The organism is Vreelandella sp. 162(4c) (assembly GCF_058152265.1).
The window spans coordinates 3,405,428-3,420,371 of sequence record NZ_CM176981.1; the positions used below are offsets into that span (position 1 = coordinate 3,405,428).

Here is a 14,944-nt window from a genome sequence, read left to right on the forward strand (position 1 = left end):
CCCTGGTTAATCATTTGTTATCGATAATGATGCTGGGTCGATAACAAATCAGCCGCTGTTAATCAGCGGCTGATTTTTTATCTAAAAGCCCCCACCTAAAGCACTTAATCAATAGCGGAGAAAGGATTTTCTGCCATTAAGAAAGCGCGTAAATCGGCTTTTTGAGCGTGGTTATGTAGCCACTCACGAACGTCGCAGGCTTTTTGATAATCGGACTCGCCAAATTTGCTGCGATAAAGATTTTCAAAGGTGTCACTGGTCTTTTCCTGACGTATCCGCTTTTGCCAAGCGTCTGTCAGTATGCTGTTCAAATTGCCAGCCAGTCCTTCCGCAACCAGCATTTCCCACTCACCTTTATTCAACCAAACGCCCCCAACGCGGGCGCTATAGTCGATTCGGTGGGCATTATCTTTAGTAATGCGAAACTTACTCATAATGCCGCCGGTCACTGGGCAAATCAGTGCGCCTACGGTGTCTCCAGCTTCAATGCTCTCAACACAAATGTCATCAAACACGTGTTCGGGATGACGCTCTTTCCAACTTATGTAATCTTCAATCAATATCCAATTTCCGCCGCAGTTGTTGCAAGTATGACTGCGGAAAAGAGCATCAATAAAGCTGGGGACTAAGTTTCCCTGCTGGCATGCGGTACATTTCATTGGCGCGTTCCTGCTATTAAGTCCATGATATCTTTCTCATGTACGAAAGTTGTCACAAAGGCTAATTAAGAGCAAGTTGTCACGCCGAGAAATTAACACTTAAAACTTAACCGATGCCTGCAGGCTAACTTCCAGTGGGTCGCCGACCACTAAAAGGAGGTTTCAGGCGATTCGTAGGGAGGGGCCGATAGTTCTAGTAGTTCCTGGGGTGGCTCTTTATACAAAGTGGGTTCCTGACCCAGTCGCTCGGCCATGAAACTGATAAAAGCACTGAGTTTCGGCGGAAGATATCGAGTTGGTGGATAAAGCACCCAGGCCTCGCCGCAATAATAATGGGTCTTGAATTCCCATTCCGGAAGTACTTGGACGATATGTCCCTGCTGCAACGCATGGCGAGCAGTGAAGTACGGCAAGCTGCCAATGCCAAGGTGTTGCAAGACCGTATCCAGCCTTGCACCAGTGTGATTGACCGCATAGCGACCATGCACATTGACGCTCACGTTCTTGCCGTTGCGCTGGAATTTCCAGCGGGAATCACCGGGCTCCTCGCCCAGAAAAATGCAATTGTGCACTTTCAGATCGTGCGGGTGCTCTGGTGTGCCTTGACGCTTGAGATAGTCCGGCGTCGCGCAAAGCATGTGGTCGATGTCAATGAGCTTTCGCCCCATAAGACCTGGTGAAGGGCGATCAGTAATGCGGATTGCCAGATCCACCTGATCATCGATCAAGTCCACATAGCTGTCCTTGAGCTGTAACAGAACATCGATTTTGGGATAACGCGCCAGGAAGTCAGGAATGTGGGGGTGGATGACAAAACGTCCTACCGCCTTCGGCACACTGACTCGTATTAGACCTTGTGGTTCTGGGTCGAACTGCCCGGAAACGGCCATCACGGCTTGCGCTGCGCTCACCATATCGACGCAACGTCTATGAACCTCATGCCCGCTTTCGCTCAGCCGCAGTTTGCGGGTCGTGCGCTGGAGCAGCCGGGTACCCAGCGCCTTCTCCAGGCGGGCAACCGAGCGGCTGATTGCCGAGGGCGTTGCGCCCAACTGGCGTGCCGTTTCTGAAAAGCTGCCGGTTTCGACGACCTTGACGAAGACCGCCATTTCGCCCAACAGGGCGACCATCTTATTTGTGCTCATGAGGCAAAAAATATTTGAATTTACGCTGGATTATCGCAGCCGCTCTTTATTAATACAATTGATAGTCGATGAGAGAGGAGCGGATATATGACACCGGATTATCTGGCGGAATTTCTCGCCCTGGCCGCCATCCACTTTCTTGCAGTCGTGGCGCCGGGGCCGGATTTCGCCGTCACGATTCGCCAGAGCGTGCTCTATGGGAGGCGTCTAGGCATCGCTACGGCGGTTGGCATTGGTGCCGGTATCTCGGTACATGTGATCTATACCTTGCTGGGGGTCGGCGCGTTGATGCACACAACCCCCTGGTTACTGAGTGCGGCCGAGTTGGTGGGCGGAGCCTACCTGTTATATCTCGGCGTCACGTTCATTCGGCAGGCAGGCAAGCACACAACCGGGCTGGCGCTGGATGCCGGAGCCGAGACAGGGGCAAGGAGCTTTCGTCAGTCGTTCGCGCTGGGGTTTCTGACCAATGCGACCAACCCCAAGGCGACGCTGTTTTTCTTGGCTGTGTTCACGACTGTGGTCAGTGATTCGACGCCATTGCGCATTCAAATGTTTTATGGCGGCTGGATGTGCCTGGTCAATGCCGGTTGGTTCGTGTTGGTCAGCCTTGTGTTCACCAGCCCGCCTGTTCGCGAGCGCTTTCTGCGTATCGGTCACTGGTTCGAGCGGTTGATGGGAGTGCTGCTCATCGCCTTTTCGATGCGTTTGTTGTGGGGGATCGGAGGAATGCTGTTCACTTTTTCACAATGAGAAGGGGGCTCAAATCTTGTGCGCGGAATAACTGGTAGCTCTGTCTAGTCCTGAAATAGATTGACACCTATTTCACCTCAAAACGCCCGACGTATTGTATCGGGCGTATTCAAGCACTAGCCTTCCGGCTTTGGCAGCCGTCACATTTGGTTGAAGCCTATAAAGGGAATTCCCTGTTCAAAACTTAACCGACGCCTGAAGGCTGACTTCCAGCGGGTCGCCGACCACTACCCGTGTGCTGCCACCGCTTGAGGGGTAGTAAGTAGTATCGAACAGGTTCTTGGCGTTGAGCTGCAGGTGCAGGTTGTCGCCCAGCCAAGGGGTATCCCAGCCGATAAACGCATCGGCGACGGTGTAGGCGTCTAGCTGGAAACTATTGTCGGCATCGCCTTCGCGCTCACCCACATAACGAACCCCGCCGCCCAGGCGCCAGTTGCCCAGTTCCGGGCCGGTAGCTAGGTCGTGAGCCAAATAAAGGCTTGCGGTGTGGCGTGCGGCGTTGGTTAGCCGGTTACCCTCGGTACCTTCGGTATCTTTCAACACCTCGGTATCGGTATAGGCGTAAGCGCCTAACAGCGAAAGCTGATCGGTCAACTGGCCGGAAACCGTTAGCTCCACACCCCGGGAGCCCGCTTCGCCTACCGTGCGGGTGACGCCGTTGTCGGAGACGGCGACATTCTCCTTGCGGATATCAAATAGCGCAGCGGCTAACGAGAGCTGGTCGTTCCATAGGTGTTTGACGCCGATCTCACTGCCCATACTGTGCTCAGGATCCAGCGTCTTGCCCGTATCGCTGTCGGCGCCATTGGGCACAAAGGCTTCGCTATAGCTGGCATAAACCGACGTATCCGGAGTCAGGCGATGCAGCAGGCTGACCGACGGCAGGAAAATATCGTCGCTGATATCGGTGGCGGTCACGAAGGGGCGGCCACGGCCACCAAACTGCTCATAGCGGGTATAGCGCCCGCCTAGCCCCAGCGTCCAGCGGTCGTTGAAGTGCCAACGGTCATTGAGATAAACGCCGGTCGTATTAATCTCATCCAAGCGGTTGCTTCGCGAGGTGTTAAGGCGATCTCTATCCAGATTAAGACCGCCGTAGCTCATATCATAAATATTCTGGTCGGTGACCGCCGAGCCGCGATACACATCGCCCACGTAATCCCGGCGGCGTTCGTGATCAATCCCGACGGTCAGGTCGTGACGCATGTCAGCCAGAGTGGCGGTACCGGTGGTATCCCAGGCGGTGTATTGCACACGGCGGTCAAAGCCATAATTAGCGTCTGCACGGCGGGTTAGTGCGCCGGTATCTTCATTCACACGCAGTACCCGCGGTTGGCCATCGCTGTACTGGCGGCGGTTCCAGCCGTAGGTCAATCTTGTCGACCAGTTGTCGTTGATATCCTGCTCCCACCAGGCGGTGACCGCTTCGTCGTGACCAAATACCCGCGACCAGGGTTCATCGAAACGGCGGTCATTGGGTACCTTGGCGGGCTCACCGTCGACAATCACCGTGCCGCGATCCAGATCCAGGTCGTAGTCGCGATACTCATAGGAGATCTGCGCGCGACTGTCGCTGCCTTCCCAGCGTAGCGAGGGGGCAACGGTAGTGCGTCGATTGTTACCGAAGGCTCGAAAGGAGTCTTCATCTTCATGGTGGACGATAAAGCGGAAGGCAAGCCCGGTATCGGCAAGCGGGCCAGTGACATCGACGCTGGCATTGCCGCCACCCAAGGAGGTGGCTTCGGCGCTGATTTCGCGCTGCCACTCGTACTCAGGGCGTTTGGTCACCAAATTGATTACCCCGCCAGGATCCTGCTGGCCTTGGAAGAGCGAGGCTGGCCCTTTGAGCACTTCGACATGATCCACTGTCGCCATGGAGAAGGTGCCCCGGGGCTGGCGAATGCCGTCGATCAACGTCGAACCATCGCTGTTGCTGCCAAAGCCGCGTTTGATATAGCCATCCTCGGTGCCCCCCATATTGTTGCCTTCGGTGACCCCCGCAACCATCGCCATCGCCTCAGTGAGGCTGTCGATATTATGATCGGCCATCACCTGGGCGGTGACCGTCTCTACGGTGCGGGCTTCTTCCAGAAACGACACCGGCTGTTTGCTGGCCAAACTAGAACGCTGGGCACGATAACTCTGCGGGGCCACGTCAGTGAGGCGATCCGAAGTGACGATCAGTGTTTCTGAAACTGTTTCTGAAGTAGTCTCGTTGGCTTGTTGCGCGAAGGCATATGGCAGCGGGTTCAGCAGTAGCAGCGGCGAAAACAGTGCAATGGTTCGAGAACGGCGCATGGGCGGTATAGATCCTTTTTGTCGTCAGTGGGTGGAATGAGCAAGCGTTATTGCGCGTTGAGTGCGCCCCAGAAATGTCCCTCGCGGCTTAGCGCTGGTGGGGCGGGCAGCAGCGCGTCGAAGGTAGCGGCCGGGTCGAGGTCGGCGAAGCGTTCGGGGTAGAGCCATTGGGCAATGCGTTCTAGTGCCACAATGGCAAAGGGGCCTTGGTGGAAGCCGTGCCAGAGCGCGTAGAACTGACCTTGCTGAACGGCGTCGAGATGCTGCCAGCCGGGCAGTTCGTGGCTAAGCGAGCGCAGGCCTTGGGCAATCTCCGCATCGCTAATCCCAAGTCCCACGCTGATGCCATCTCCTGCTGCCCATTGCCCCGCGGTATTGATAACGACGTCGGGCGGGTGGCTCAGCACCCACTCGTTGCTTAGCGTCGCCGAAGCGCCGGGGGTTAACGCATCGGCGATATTCTCGCCGCCTGCCCGCGCGACCAGGTCGGCCAGCCCGTTTCTTAAATTGGTACGGCAGCAGTCGACTTTGACTCCAGGGGCGACATTGATCAGTACCCTGGGCAGTTCAGTGGGATGCTCTGTCAACTTCAGCTCTGCCAAACCCTGGTCGATACGCGCCAAGCGCTGTTCAATCAGAGAGATCATACGATTGGCCCGTGGCGTCGCGTTTAATGCCTCACCTAAAAGTGCCAGGCTTTTGGGCGTGTTTTCCAACGGGTGGCGGTTAAAGTCGATAAACAGGTAGGCAATGCCCAACTCGTCGAGTAGCTGCGCCAAAGGGGAGCCTTCAACACTGCTGGCACGTGAGAGATCAAACAGCACCAGATCCGGGGCCAGATTCAGTAGCGCTTCGCTATCGAGCTGGGGGATTGGCGCGTGTGAAAGCGTAGGCAATTGGGCAAGCGCGGGCCACTGGGTAGTAAAACGTTGGGCCATGGAAGGGTCGAACACGGCCAGCGGATAGGCCCAGCCCGCCAAGTGTTCGGTCGGGTTATCCAGTAAGCTGGCTAGCGCATAGAGCTGGCGCGGCTGGGTAAGAAATAGCCGTGATGGCGGTGCTGAAAGCGTTACCTGGCGCCCGGCGAGATCGGTAAGTTGTTTGGGAAAGCCCGCCTGTGAACCGGCTGCCCAACAAGCGGTAGTGCTTAACAGACTGATCCAACACAACAGATTGATAGCCAGGTGGCGCATTGGGTTATCCTGGATTGACGTCGCTAAATGGAGTGCGCAGTTTGCTCACTGACGCGATCGCTAAGCACAATTGGCCGCCCCAACGAGCATTGCTCGACCCGTGACTCGACTCCGTAGGCGGCGTGCAGTACGTCGGGGGTAATCACCGTGTGAGGGTCGCCGGCAGCCAGCAGACCACCGTTGCCAAACAGCAGCACTTGGTCGCAGAAGCGCAGGGCCAGATTGATATCGTGGATAGCCATCAGGCAGACCGACTGCCGTTCCGCAATCACTGTGCGCACGGTATCGATCAGTGCCAGCTGCCAACGCAAATCCAGCGCACTGGTGGGCTCATCCAGCAGTAACAGCGCCGGTTGACGGGCAATCGCCTGGGCCAGACCCACCATCTGGCGCTGACCGCCGGAGAGTTCGCTTAGCGGGCGTAAGGCTAGCGGTCGAATGGCCAGCGCATCGAACACTCGCTCAATCAATGCCTCAATCGCCGCGCGGCTTAAATCGGGGCGCACCGCTCGGCAGGCGCTAAGCACCGCTTCATAAGCGACTAACGTGGTGGCCTGAGGGAGCATTTGCGGCAAATAGCCCACATGGCGCATCCGCGCTGCGCCGCTGAGGCTGGCGAGGTCGATATCGTTGAGCTGCATTTGCCCGCTGGAAGGCTGTAGGCCAGCGACTGCTTTTAACAGGGTCGATTTACCCACCGCATTGGGCCCCAGCACCGCGACCAGCGAACCGGGTGGTAGTGTGGGCAGGCTTAGCTGGTCGAAGACGCGCCGTTTGCGATAACCGGTCGTGAAGTTGCTGAGCGTAAAACCTGCCTTCATCGTGCTCGCCCCTGCATCATGATCAATGCCATAAAGAAGGGGATACCCACCAGCGAGGTCACCAGACCCACGGGAAGCACCAACCCATCGACCAGCGTTTTACTGGCGATAGAGGCAAGCGAAAGCACCAACGCCCCGGCCAGGGCGCTGCCCGGTAAGTAAAAGCGGTGATCTTCACCCAGCGCCAGCCGGGCCATATGTGGGCCGACTAACCCTATAAAGCCGATAGTGCCCACAAACGCGACCGCCGCAGCGGCAAGTAAACTCACCCGCAGTAGCGAGATAAGCCGCAGGCGTTCAACCGCAATGCCGAAGCTGCGTGCGTGCTCATCACCCGAGCGCAGTGCCGTCATCGCCCAGGCGCTGCGCAGTGAGAAGGGCAAGCACACTGCCAGTACTGCTGCCACGATGCCCACCGTCTCCCAGGAGGCACGGGACAGGCTACCCATCGTCCAGAACACTAATTGCTGTAACGCATCGGGACTGGCGATGAGCTGCAAAAGTGCAACCAGTGCATTGAGTACAAAGACCAGCGCAATACCAAACAGAACGATAATCTCACGACTGGCCCCGTAGAGGCGCGACAGCGCATTGATGGTCAAAATCGATGCAGCCGCAAACACAAACGCCATCAAGGCGGTGGCGTAGTGGGCATTCAAGCCAAACAGGGAAAAGTTGAAGACAATCACCAGCGATGCGCCGAGGGTGGCCGCTGCGCCCACACCGAGGGTAAACGGACTGGCCAGGGGGTTATTCAGCACCGTTTGCATTTCCGCACCGGCCAGGCCCAGTGTGGCGCCTACCAGTACCGCCATTAGCGCTGCAGGCATGCGGATCTCCCAGACAATGGCCTGCTGAATCGGGCCTTGAGCATGGGCATCAAACAACAGCGCGATTAAATCAGCCATTGGGATATGTGCAGGGCCACTGGCGATATCAGCCAGCAGGGAGATGACCAAGGCGATGGCTAAACCCGCGACAATCAGCAAACGGAGAACGATAAAGCGCCGATAGCTGGATGCCAACGGCGCAATAAGTGGCGAAGAGGCGGGCATTATAAAGGTGATTCCAAGTGTGAAGCGAAGGAAACAAGAGGAGTCTTATTTGCGACTAACACTCATTCTTGATTGTATTTTCATCTTTTAGTCGTAGTCTTGTCAACTGTCGGGAGACCTAGCGCCACCTGATTGCGGTGGTGCTTTCCCTATGCTCTATTGAAGCGCTAGGCTTTATTAAATCGATACGCTTTATTTAAGCAGTTTTTGGCATACACTTACTTTTTGTTACATACAAATATAAAGGAGCTCATCATGACTGATATAGCCGCTTTGCTTGGCAGTGACGCCGAGAGTTTGCTTAATCACACGTGCCAGGGCGTACCCCGTGAGAGCTTGCACCTGCCGGGCCCAGACTTTATTGACCGTGTTATGGCGGATAGCGACCGCAGCCCAGCGGTGCTGCGCAATATGCAGGCGTTCTTTAATCACGGCCGTTTGGCGGGCACCGGTTACCTTAGCCTGCTGCCGGTAGATCAGGGCATTGAACATTCGGCAGGCGCTTCCTTTGCTCCTAACCCGCGCTATTTCGACCCGGCCAATATCGTTGAGCTGGCACTCGAAGGTGGTTGTAACGGCGTGGCATCGACGCTGGGCGTGTTGTCATCGGTGGCGCGGCGTTATGCCCACAAAATCCCGATGATGCTCAAGCTTAACCATAACGAAACGTTGAGCCATCCGGCGATATACGACCAGACGCTATTTGCTGATGTAGACCAGGCCCACGACATGGGGTGCGTGGCGGTGGGGGCGACGATTTACTTTGGCTCCCATGAGAGCCGTCGGCAAATCATGGAGATTAGCGAGGCCTTCGAGCGCGCTCACCAATTGGGAATGGTAACGGTCTTGTGGGCTTATTTACGCAATCCAGCCTTCAAGCAGGACGGCACTGATTATCACGCCTCCGCCGACCTCACCAGCCAAGCCAATCACATGGCCGCGACGCTTAAAGCCGATATCGTCAAGCAGAAGCTGCCTGAGAACAACGGCGGCTATCGTGCGGTAGGCTTTGGCCATACGCACGACAATGTCTACAGCGAGCTAACCACTGACCACCCCATTGATTTGGCCCGCTACCAGGTTGCCAACTGCTTTATGGGCCGCGCGGGTTTGATTAATTCCGGCGGGGGCTCCAAGGGGAATTCTGATCTCGGCGAAGCGGTGCGCACGGCGGTGATCAATAAGCGTGCCGGTGGTATGGGCTTGATCTCAGGGCGTAAGGCCTTCCAGAAACCCATGCAGGAAGGCGTTGAGCTGCTGCATGCGATTCAGGATGTCTATCTCTCTACCGATATTACGGTTGCCTGATGGCTGGCAGTTGGCTAAGCGTAGGCCCTTAAGTGAGCACTAACAAACTTGATGAATATTAATTAATATTAAATAATCGTCCTATTGAGATGTTTAAAACGGCATACGCTTAAAGGAGCTATATCATGAGTGGAAAGCCAGCAGCACGTATTACTGACCTTACCGCGTGCCCTATACCAGGGCACGGTACAAACCCACTAGTCAGTGGCTCGCCTGATGTTTTTTACGATAGCTTGTCTGCCGCAAGGTTAGACGATAAATCTGCTTGCGGCAGTCCTATTACTCACGAAGTCTCGTCCACCGTATTCGTCAACGGTAAGCCAGCCGCTGTCCTGAGCAGTGTGGGTGCCCACGGTAATGAAGTCATCACCGGATCGGGGACGGTCATCATCGGTAAGTAGTGGTGTCTGCCTCCATTGATCGGAGCGCTGACGGCCGTCAAAAAAGCCTCAAAAATTGCCATCCAGACCCTTGAAAATCGACTGACCGCTCCTATTTTTTACATCGTAGAGGCTGCTTCCGTGGGTTGCGTAAGAGGCTGCCTCTTATGACAATTCTCACAGTCTGCTTAACGTAGGAGGTGTTCGATATGTTCGATGATCTCAAGCGTTTTGAAACCGGCTCGCCTCGGCAGTTTGACTGGTTTAGTCAACTGTTGGACGGCTTCTTCCCCGATGGCAATGCGATGGATATTCGCGCGGTGCCACGGGGTAGTTTCCCGATGATTAATGTGGCGCGTAGCGATGATGCCGTGCGTGTGTATGTATTTGCTGCGGGGTTGGCACACTCTGATCTGACCATTGATATCCAAGACAATGTGCTGACGCTACGTGGCAAGCGAGACTCTGTGACGAGTGGCAATGAGGATGGCAGCTCGCGCCCGGTATTTCGCCGAGAGCGCGCCAGCGGTGAGTTTGTAAGGGTGATTGCACTCCCCGATGGCTTAGATGCCGAGCGGGCAGAGGCACGCCATGCCCATGGTGTGTTCGAGATCGTGTTGCCTAAACGCGAAGAACTCAAGCCGCGGCGTATTGATGTTCAGGCGGCGTAAATCATGTTTGTTAACCTTGCATAAGGAGGGATAAATCATGAATAACGTTGTTCGTTCATCCAACCACTCCCCGCTTTTACAGCGTGGCGAGGAGCAACCTTCTCAAGAAACCCTGCTGCCAGCGGTGGATATCATTGAAGAGTCCAATGCGCTCAAACTGGTGGCAGATATGCCTGGCGTTACTAATGAAACGCTGAAAATAGAGCTCGACAACAACGTGCTGAGCTTGGAAGGTGAGATAGCGCTAAATATGCCCGAAGGGCTGAGCGCGCTGCACGCCGAGGTTCGCGGCCAGCGTTTTGCGCGGCGTTTTAACCTCAGTCACGAAGTGGACAGTGATGCCATTACCGCCACTCTCGTCAACGGCGTATTGACGCTAACGCTGCCCAAGAAAGACAGCCACCGTACCCGCCGTATTGAGGTACAGGCAGCATAACGTTAGCCAACTGAGAACAGATGCTGAGTGTCCGCGATATCGTGGGCACTCTTTTTTTGTTTCAGCTTTTGGTTACTGTTCTAGGTAAAACTCTCCCTTACCCACTACCACTGCGTTACCGCCAACCCGCACAAAACCGGTTTTGATACCGCCATTTGCTGCTGTGTAGATAACGCTGGGACGCCCCATCTCAACACCCTGGTGAATCTTGCATTGCAAGGCGTTTGGCTGAAGTGATGCCAAGTAGCCGGTCAATGCTGCTGCGGCACTGCCGGTGGCGGGGTCTTCGCAGATACTGGTGTGCATACAGAACATACGGCTTTTAACCACTGTTTCTGCTCCGTTGGTTTGCTCTATCGCATATAGATATATCTGTTCGGCGCTGCTGGGTACGACAGCACTTGCCCAGGTGGTCGTTGATATATGAACGCTCTCTAATGCTGCTACATCGGTGAGTTCAATCAAATGAAAAGGCAGCCCGCAGGAGGACATCGTGGGATCACCAATAACCTGGTGAATGTCCAGTCCCAGCAGCTCAACGGCAGTGATACGATCAAAAGTGCTGTCTGCAACTATGCTGGGTTGGGCTGTGGTAAAGGTTGTTCTACCTTGTTCATAATTTACCGCCAACTCGCCGATAGGGGGCTGAAGTACTAAGGTTTGTGTAGAACTCACTAGATTCAGCTGTGCTAGTAACTGTGCAGTGCCCACTGTGGGGTGACCAGCAAAAGGTAGCTCCTCAGTAGGGGTAAAGATACGCATGGGGTAGTGATTCGGCCCAGTAGCAGCACTCAAAAACACCGTTTCGGCCAAGTTAAGCTCGTTTGCCAGCGCCTGCATGGTACTGGCTGCCAACCCATCAGCCTCTAGAAAGACGGCCAATGGGTTGCCGGTAAACGGCTGGTCGGTAAAGACGTCGAGTAGGTAATACTCAGCGGTTTTCATAAGGCCCCTCATCTAGTGGTGTATGCTTCCAAAACGCTTTATGTCCCTCTTTGAGCGCCTGTGTACGGTCAATGCCGATATCATCAAGTAGCCTGTCATCAAGCGCCAGTAACTGGCGGCGGCTACGACGGTAGTGACGGTACTGGCGCAGTTGAGATCTTAGCTGATAACGAAGCTGGGTGAGGCTGAAGCGTGGCATGGCGATTCTCCTTGAGGGCGATGTGCCTAATTAGGTTACTCAGCGCCACTTTCAAGATACAGATATAGGTTTGATTGATTTAACGATACAGAAGGACGTGTTATACCTCTGTATGGTGGTTTGGTTGCGCATCTGTATCTTTGTTGGTCTAGGGGGAGGGCGGTGTTATGACACGCTACGAAGAAGTCGCTGGCATTTTGCGGGAGCGTATTGAGCACGGTATTTACCGTGTAGGCGATCGGTTGCCGTCTATTCGCGCGGTGTGCCAGGAGCTGGACGTTAGCATTTCGACGGCTCAAGAGGCCTACCGCCAACTAATGGACGTTGCATTGATCGAGTCTCGACCAAAATCGGGCTATTTCGTTCTGCCTAGCCGCGTGCCATCGGTGCTGCCGTCGGTCTCACGACCCGCACAGCGCCCGCTGGATATTTCCCAATGGGATCAAGTGCTGGAGCTTGTCGCCACCCAGCGTGATGACGTGCGGCTACTTCTGGGGCGCGGCATACCGAATTTTGATTATGAGACGCTGCGGCCGCTGTCGAAGATACTCGCTGGCCTTCATCGTAGTAATGACCTGCATGGGTTCAACTACGACAAGTTGAACGGTAGCCCTGAGCTTCGCCAACAGGTAGCGCGGCTGGCTATTGCCTCCGGTTGCTTGCTACACCCAGACGACATCATGGTGACCACCGGCTGTCAGGAGGCGCTGGCCATCGCGCTGCGCACCCTTACCCAGCCCGGCGATGTGGTGGCCGTGGACTCACCCAGCTTTTACGGCACCATGCAGATACTCAAGGCCAACGGCTTAAAAGCGCTGGAGATACCCACCGACCCACAAACCGGCATCAGTCTGGAAGCCCTGGAGCTAGCGTTAGAGCAGTGGCCAATCCGCGCGATACAGGTCACGCCCACTTACAACAACCCGCTGGGTTACACCATGCCTGAAGCACGCAAGCGGGCGCTGTTTCAGCTTGCTCAACGCTTCGATGTAGCCATTATCGAAGACGATATCTACGGCGACTTGTCATTTAGTCTGCCAAGACCGCGCACCGTGAAATCCTTCGATGATGACGGGCGCGTGATGCTGTGCAGCGGCTTTTCCAAAACCGTGGGGCCGGGGTTAAGAGTGGGTTGGCTGGCGCCAGGGCGCTACCGTGATCAGGCACTGCATATGAAGTATGTCTCCACCGGTGCTTCAGCCACGCTGCCGCAGCTGGCAGTGGCGGAATTCGTCGCCAAAGGGCACTACGAGCGCCACGTCCGTTACGCCACCCGCCAATATCAGCGTCAGCGCGATATCATGATCAGTTGGATTCAGCGCTACTTCCCCAAGGGCGCGGGTATTAGCTACCCCCAAGGCAGTTTTTTGCTATGGGTAGAGCTACCCGCCGCGGTGGACTGTGTGAAGCTCAATCAGCGCTTAGCGCAGCATGCTATCCATGTAGCGCCGGGATCGCTGTTTTCAGCTTCGGGCAAGTTTCGTCAATGCCTACGCTTGAACTATGCGTTCACGTTAACACCCAGCATCGAAAATGCCGTGCGTACCGTGGGTGAGCTAGCCACCGAGATGGTGGAGGAAGCTCAGACGCATGCGACAAGCGTTATCTAAGTTCACGTCTAAACCGCAACCTTGAGCATTTATCTTTATCCATATTAGGCCATGGAAATTCATCCGCTATGTTCGAGGTACCCATGCGTCGTCATGCTCTAACCTATCGCGCGTTCGGAAGGCCGCTTGAAACATTGAACGTGGAAACCGCGGAAGTTCCACGTTTGATTGAGGGCAAGCTCAGGGTGAGAATGTTATGTGCTCCAGTGAACCCGTCTGATCTGATACCCATCAGCGGTGCTTACTCGCACCGTATAACGCTTCCCGCGGTCGCCGGCTACGAAGGAGTGGGGCGCGTTATTGAGGCACCTAGACAGTATGCCTCTCTGATCGGAAAGCGAGTGCTCCCATTACGAGGCGAGGGCACTTGGCAGACGATTCTAGATTGTGATGCTGCACTCGCAGTACCTGTCCCCGATACCATTTCTGACGCCGTTGCCGCACGGGCCTACATTAATCCCTTGGCTGCCCTGACCATGCTTGAGACTTGGCCTGTCGAGGGAAAACGTGTTCTTCTCAGTGGAGCGGGTTCCAATTGCGCTGACTATCTTGGGGCGTGGGCATATCAGCACGGCGCCAGGGAGGTTATCGGCATATACCGCTCCGAGAGTAGAGTTGCCCGGCTGGAAAAGCTCGGTATTAAACCGGTATCGATTCAGGATATGTCCCTGACCTCGCGTGTGGCCCGTAAGTCTGACGTGGTGTTCGACGCTTTAGGGGGGCCAGTTGCGGCAAATATATTGCAACTCATGGCACCGGAAACGACATTTATCGCCTACGGGTTATTGACGGGACAGGCGATTCAAGTGGATTCGAAACCCAGGGCTCTCTATAGGAAGTTTCATTTGCGCGACCCTTTGTCCAGGATGTCCGCGGAAGCTTGGCAGCAAAAATTCTTGGCTATCTGGGGGCTTTTAGACCAGTCAGCGATGCCTGATTATCAAGTGTTTCCAGTTCAGGACTGGCGGCAAGCTGTCGAGAGGGCGCTTTGCCCGAGTGGCCAGAAAGTGCTTCTGGACTTGTCCACTCTTGGGCAATGAAAGCTGCTTTATGTCAGATCCATAAACGGATTGTAGGCGACTTCCCAGTAATGACCTTCTGGGTCGCGAAAGTAACCGGAATAACCACCCCAGAATACCTCTTCCCCAGGCTTTATAAGCTCTGCGCCGGCGGCAACCGCTTGTTCAATCACTTGGTCAACGGCCGCTTGGCTGGCGACATTATGAGCCAACGTTATACCGCTGAAACCGCTCGGTGCATCATCAGCAATGCCGATATCTCTGGACAGCGCTTCGCGTGGGAAAAGTGATAGCCAGGCCCCTTCCATTTTGAAAAAGGCGACTTCATCGCTGTCCGTTTCATGCTCCGGCAGGCCCAGACCTTCACGATAAAAACGGATGGCGCGTTGCAGGTCATGTACACCAAGGGTGATCAGACTGATTTTCGGCTTCATGAGGTGCTCCTAATAGAT

The 14,944-nt window shown here is 55.2% G+C and carries 16 protein-coding genes; 7 read left to right on the forward strand and 9 right to left on the reverse strand.

Features of this window, described 5'->3' with window-relative positions; all coding sequences use genetic code 11:
- Positions 1-104 precede the first annotated feature (104 nt).
- Positions 105-659: a TFIIB-type zinc ribbon-containing protein gene (locus AC4EYZ_RS15630; RefSeq protein ID WP_474191310.1), complete on the reverse strand. Its 555-nt coding sequence runs from the start codon at positions 657-659 to the stop codon at positions 105-107.
- Positions 660-808: 149 nt separating this feature from the next.
- Positions 809-1,789, reverse strand: a complete 981-nt coding sequence (locus tag AC4EYZ_RS15635) for a LysR family transcriptional regulator (RefSeq protein ID WP_400670410.1) — start codon at positions 1,787-1,789, stop codon at positions 809-811.
- 102 nt (positions 1,790-1,891) lie between these two features.
- Here AC4EYZ_RS15635 and AC4EYZ_RS15640 point away from each other — a divergent pair, with 102 nt between their 5' ends.
- Entirely contained in the window at positions 1,892-2,557 is a 666-nt protein-coding gene (locus AC4EYZ_RS15640; RefSeq protein WP_474191311.1) for a LysE family translocator, read from the forward strand.
- A 177-nt stretch (positions 2,558-2,734) separates the two neighbouring features.
- Here the strand turns inward: AC4EYZ_RS15640 and AC4EYZ_RS15645 are convergent, their stop codons facing one another.
- From AC4EYZ_RS15645 to AC4EYZ_RS15660, 4 genes are read right to left on the reverse strand one after another with little or no spacing between them, the layout of a single operon-like run.
- Positions 2,735-4,855, reverse strand: a complete 2,121-nt coding sequence (locus tag AC4EYZ_RS15645; protein ID WP_427769507.1) for a TonB-dependent siderophore receptor — start codon at positions 4,853-4,855, stop codon at positions 2,735-2,737.
- A gap of 47 nt (positions 4,856-4,902) precedes the next feature.
- Entirely contained in the window at positions 4,903-6,048 is a 1,146-nt protein-coding gene (locus AC4EYZ_RS15650) for an ABC transporter substrate-binding protein (protein WP_474191312.1), read from the reverse strand.
- Positions 6,049-6,071: 23 nt separating this feature from the next.
- Positions 6,072-6,869, reverse strand: a complete 798-nt coding sequence (locus tag AC4EYZ_RS15655; protein WP_039857312.1) for an ABC transporter ATP-binding protein — start codon at positions 6,867-6,869, stop codon at positions 6,072-6,074.
- Positions 6,866-7,924, reverse strand: coding sequence for a FecCD family ABC transporter permease (locus AC4EYZ_RS15660; protein WP_009285902.1), 1,059 nt, complete (start codon positions 7,922-7,924; stop codon positions 6,866-6,868). Before AC4EYZ_RS15660 ends, AC4EYZ_RS15655 begins: the two co-directional genes overlap by 4 nt.
- 255 nt (positions 7,925-8,179) lie before the next feature.
- Between AC4EYZ_RS15660 and AC4EYZ_RS15665 the strand changes: the two genes are divergently transcribed.
- The 4 genes from AC4EYZ_RS15665 (at position 8,180) to AC4EYZ_RS15680 (ending at position 10,719) form a co-directional block, all read left to right on the forward strand.
- Positions 8,180-9,232 carry a class I fructose-bisphosphate aldolase gene (locus tag AC4EYZ_RS15665; RefSeq protein ID WP_490203865.1) on the forward strand — a complete coding sequence of 351 codons (1,053 nt, stop codon included), beginning with the start codon at positions 8,180-8,182 and terminating at the stop codon, positions 9,230-9,232.
- A 125-nt stretch (positions 9,233-9,357) separates the two neighbouring features.
- On the forward strand, positions 9,358-9,633 hold the full coding sequence (locus tag AC4EYZ_RS15670; protein ID WP_082116848.1) for a PAAR domain-containing protein: 276 nt from the start codon (positions 9,358-9,360) through the stop codon (positions 9,631-9,633).
- 188 nt (positions 9,634-9,821) lie between these two features.
- Positions 9,822-10,283, forward strand: coding sequence for an Hsp20/alpha crystallin family protein (locus AC4EYZ_RS15675; RefSeq protein WP_474191439.1), 462 nt, complete (start codon positions 9,822-9,824; stop codon positions 10,281-10,283).
- A 37-nt stretch (positions 10,284-10,320) separates the two neighbouring features.
- Positions 10,321-10,719, forward strand: coding sequence for an Hsp20/alpha crystallin family protein (locus tag AC4EYZ_RS15680; protein WP_022521745.1), 399 nt, complete (start codon positions 10,321-10,323; stop codon positions 10,717-10,719).
- Positions 10,720-10,791: 72 nt separating this feature from the next.
- Here AC4EYZ_RS15680 and AC4EYZ_RS15685 read toward each other — a convergent pair whose 3' ends face one another.
- Positions 10,792-11,664 (reverse strand): PhzF family phenazine biosynthesis protein, encoded by an 873-nt coding sequence (locus AC4EYZ_RS15685; protein ID WP_474191440.1) that lies wholly within the window; start codon positions 11,662-11,664, stop codon positions 10,792-10,794.
- Positions 11,651-11,863 (reverse strand): YjiS-like domain-containing protein, encoded by a 213-nt coding sequence (locus AC4EYZ_RS15690; protein WP_138799318.1) that lies wholly within the window; start codon positions 11,861-11,863, stop codon positions 11,651-11,653. The genes AC4EYZ_RS15685 and AC4EYZ_RS15690 overlap by 14 nt, the downstream gene beginning before the upstream one ends.
- 167 nt (positions 11,864-12,030) lie before the next feature.
- Here AC4EYZ_RS15690 and AC4EYZ_RS15695 point away from each other — a divergent pair, with 167 nt between their 5' ends.
- The gene (locus tag AC4EYZ_RS15695) at positions 12,031-13,473 is read left to right on the forward strand and encodes an aminotransferase-like domain-containing protein (protein WP_022521748.1); all 1,443 of its coding nucleotides are present in this window, start codon (positions 12,031-12,033) and stop codon (positions 13,471-13,473) included.
- A gap of 83 nt (positions 13,474-13,556) precedes the next feature.
- Positions 13,557-14,513, forward strand: coding sequence for a zinc-dependent alcohol dehydrogenase family protein (locus tag AC4EYZ_RS15700; RefSeq protein WP_474191441.1), 957 nt, complete (start codon positions 13,557-13,559; stop codon positions 14,511-14,513).
- Between the two features lie 8 nt (positions 14,514-14,521).
- Here the strand turns inward: AC4EYZ_RS15700 and AC4EYZ_RS15705 are convergent, their stop codons facing one another.
- Positions 14,522-14,926, reverse strand: coding sequence for a VOC family protein (locus AC4EYZ_RS15705; protein ID WP_027957041.1), 405 nt, complete (start codon positions 14,924-14,926; stop codon positions 14,522-14,524).
- Positions 14,927-14,944 lie beyond the last annotated feature (18 nt).

Coding starts and splice junctions, on each gene's coding strand:
- AC4EYZ_RS15685 (WP_474191440.1), bottom strand. CDS start 11,664: ATGAAAACCGCTGAGTATTACCTACTCGACGTCTTTACCGACCAGCCG.
- AC4EYZ_RS15640 (WP_474191311.1), top strand. CDS start 1,892: ATGACACCGGATTATCTGGCGGAATTTCTCGCCCTGGCCGCCATCCAC.
- AC4EYZ_RS15655 (WP_039857312.1), bottom strand. CDS start 6,869: ATGAAGGCAGGTTTTACGCTCAGCAACTTCACGACCGGTTATCGCAAA.
- AC4EYZ_RS15700 (WP_474191441.1), top strand. CDS start 13,557: ATGCGTCGTCATGCTCTAACCTATCGCGCGTTCGGAAGGCCGCTTGAA.
- AC4EYZ_RS15630 (WP_474191310.1), bottom strand. CDS start 659: ATGAAATGTACCGCATGCCAGCAGGGAAACTTAGTCCCCAGCTTTATT.
- AC4EYZ_RS15690 (WP_138799318.1), bottom strand. CDS start 11,863: ATGCCACGCTTCAGCCTCACCCAGCTTCGTTATCAGCTAAGATCTCAA.
- AC4EYZ_RS15650 (WP_474191312.1), bottom strand. CDS start 6,048: ATGCGCCACCTGGCTATCAATCTGTTGTGTTGGATCAGTCTGTTAAGC.
- AC4EYZ_RS15660 (WP_009285902.1), bottom strand. CDS start 7,924: ATGCCCGCCTCTTCGCCACTTATTGCGCCGTTGGCATCCAGCTATCGG.
- AC4EYZ_RS15670 (WP_082116848.1), top strand. CDS start 9,358: ATGAGTGGAAAGCCAGCAGCACGTATTACTGACCTTACCGCGTGCCCT.
- AC4EYZ_RS15675 (WP_474191439.1), top strand. CDS start 9,822: ATGTTCGATGATCTCAAGCGTTTTGAAACCGGCTCGCCTCGGCAGTTT.
- AC4EYZ_RS15695 (WP_022521748.1), top strand. CDS start 12,031: ATGACACGCTACGAAGAAGTCGCTGGCATTTTGCGGGAGCGTATTGAG.
- AC4EYZ_RS15680 (WP_022521745.1), top strand. CDS start 10,321: ATGAATAACGTTGTTCGTTCATCCAACCACTCCCCGCTTTTACAGCGT.
- AC4EYZ_RS15635 (WP_400670410.1), bottom strand. CDS start 1,789: ATGGTCGCCCTGTTGGGCGAAATGGCGGTCTTCGTCAAGGTCGTCGAA.
- AC4EYZ_RS15705 (WP_027957041.1), bottom strand. CDS start 14,926: ATGAAGCCGAAAATCAGTCTGATCACCCTTGGTGTACATGACCTGCAA.
- AC4EYZ_RS15665 (WP_490203865.1), top strand. CDS start 8,180: ATGACTGATATAGCCGCTTTGCTTGGCAGTGACGCCGAGAGTTTGCTT.
- AC4EYZ_RS15645 (WP_427769507.1), bottom strand. CDS start 4,855: ATGCGCCGTTCTCGAACCATTGCACTGTTTTCGCCGCTGCTACTGCTG.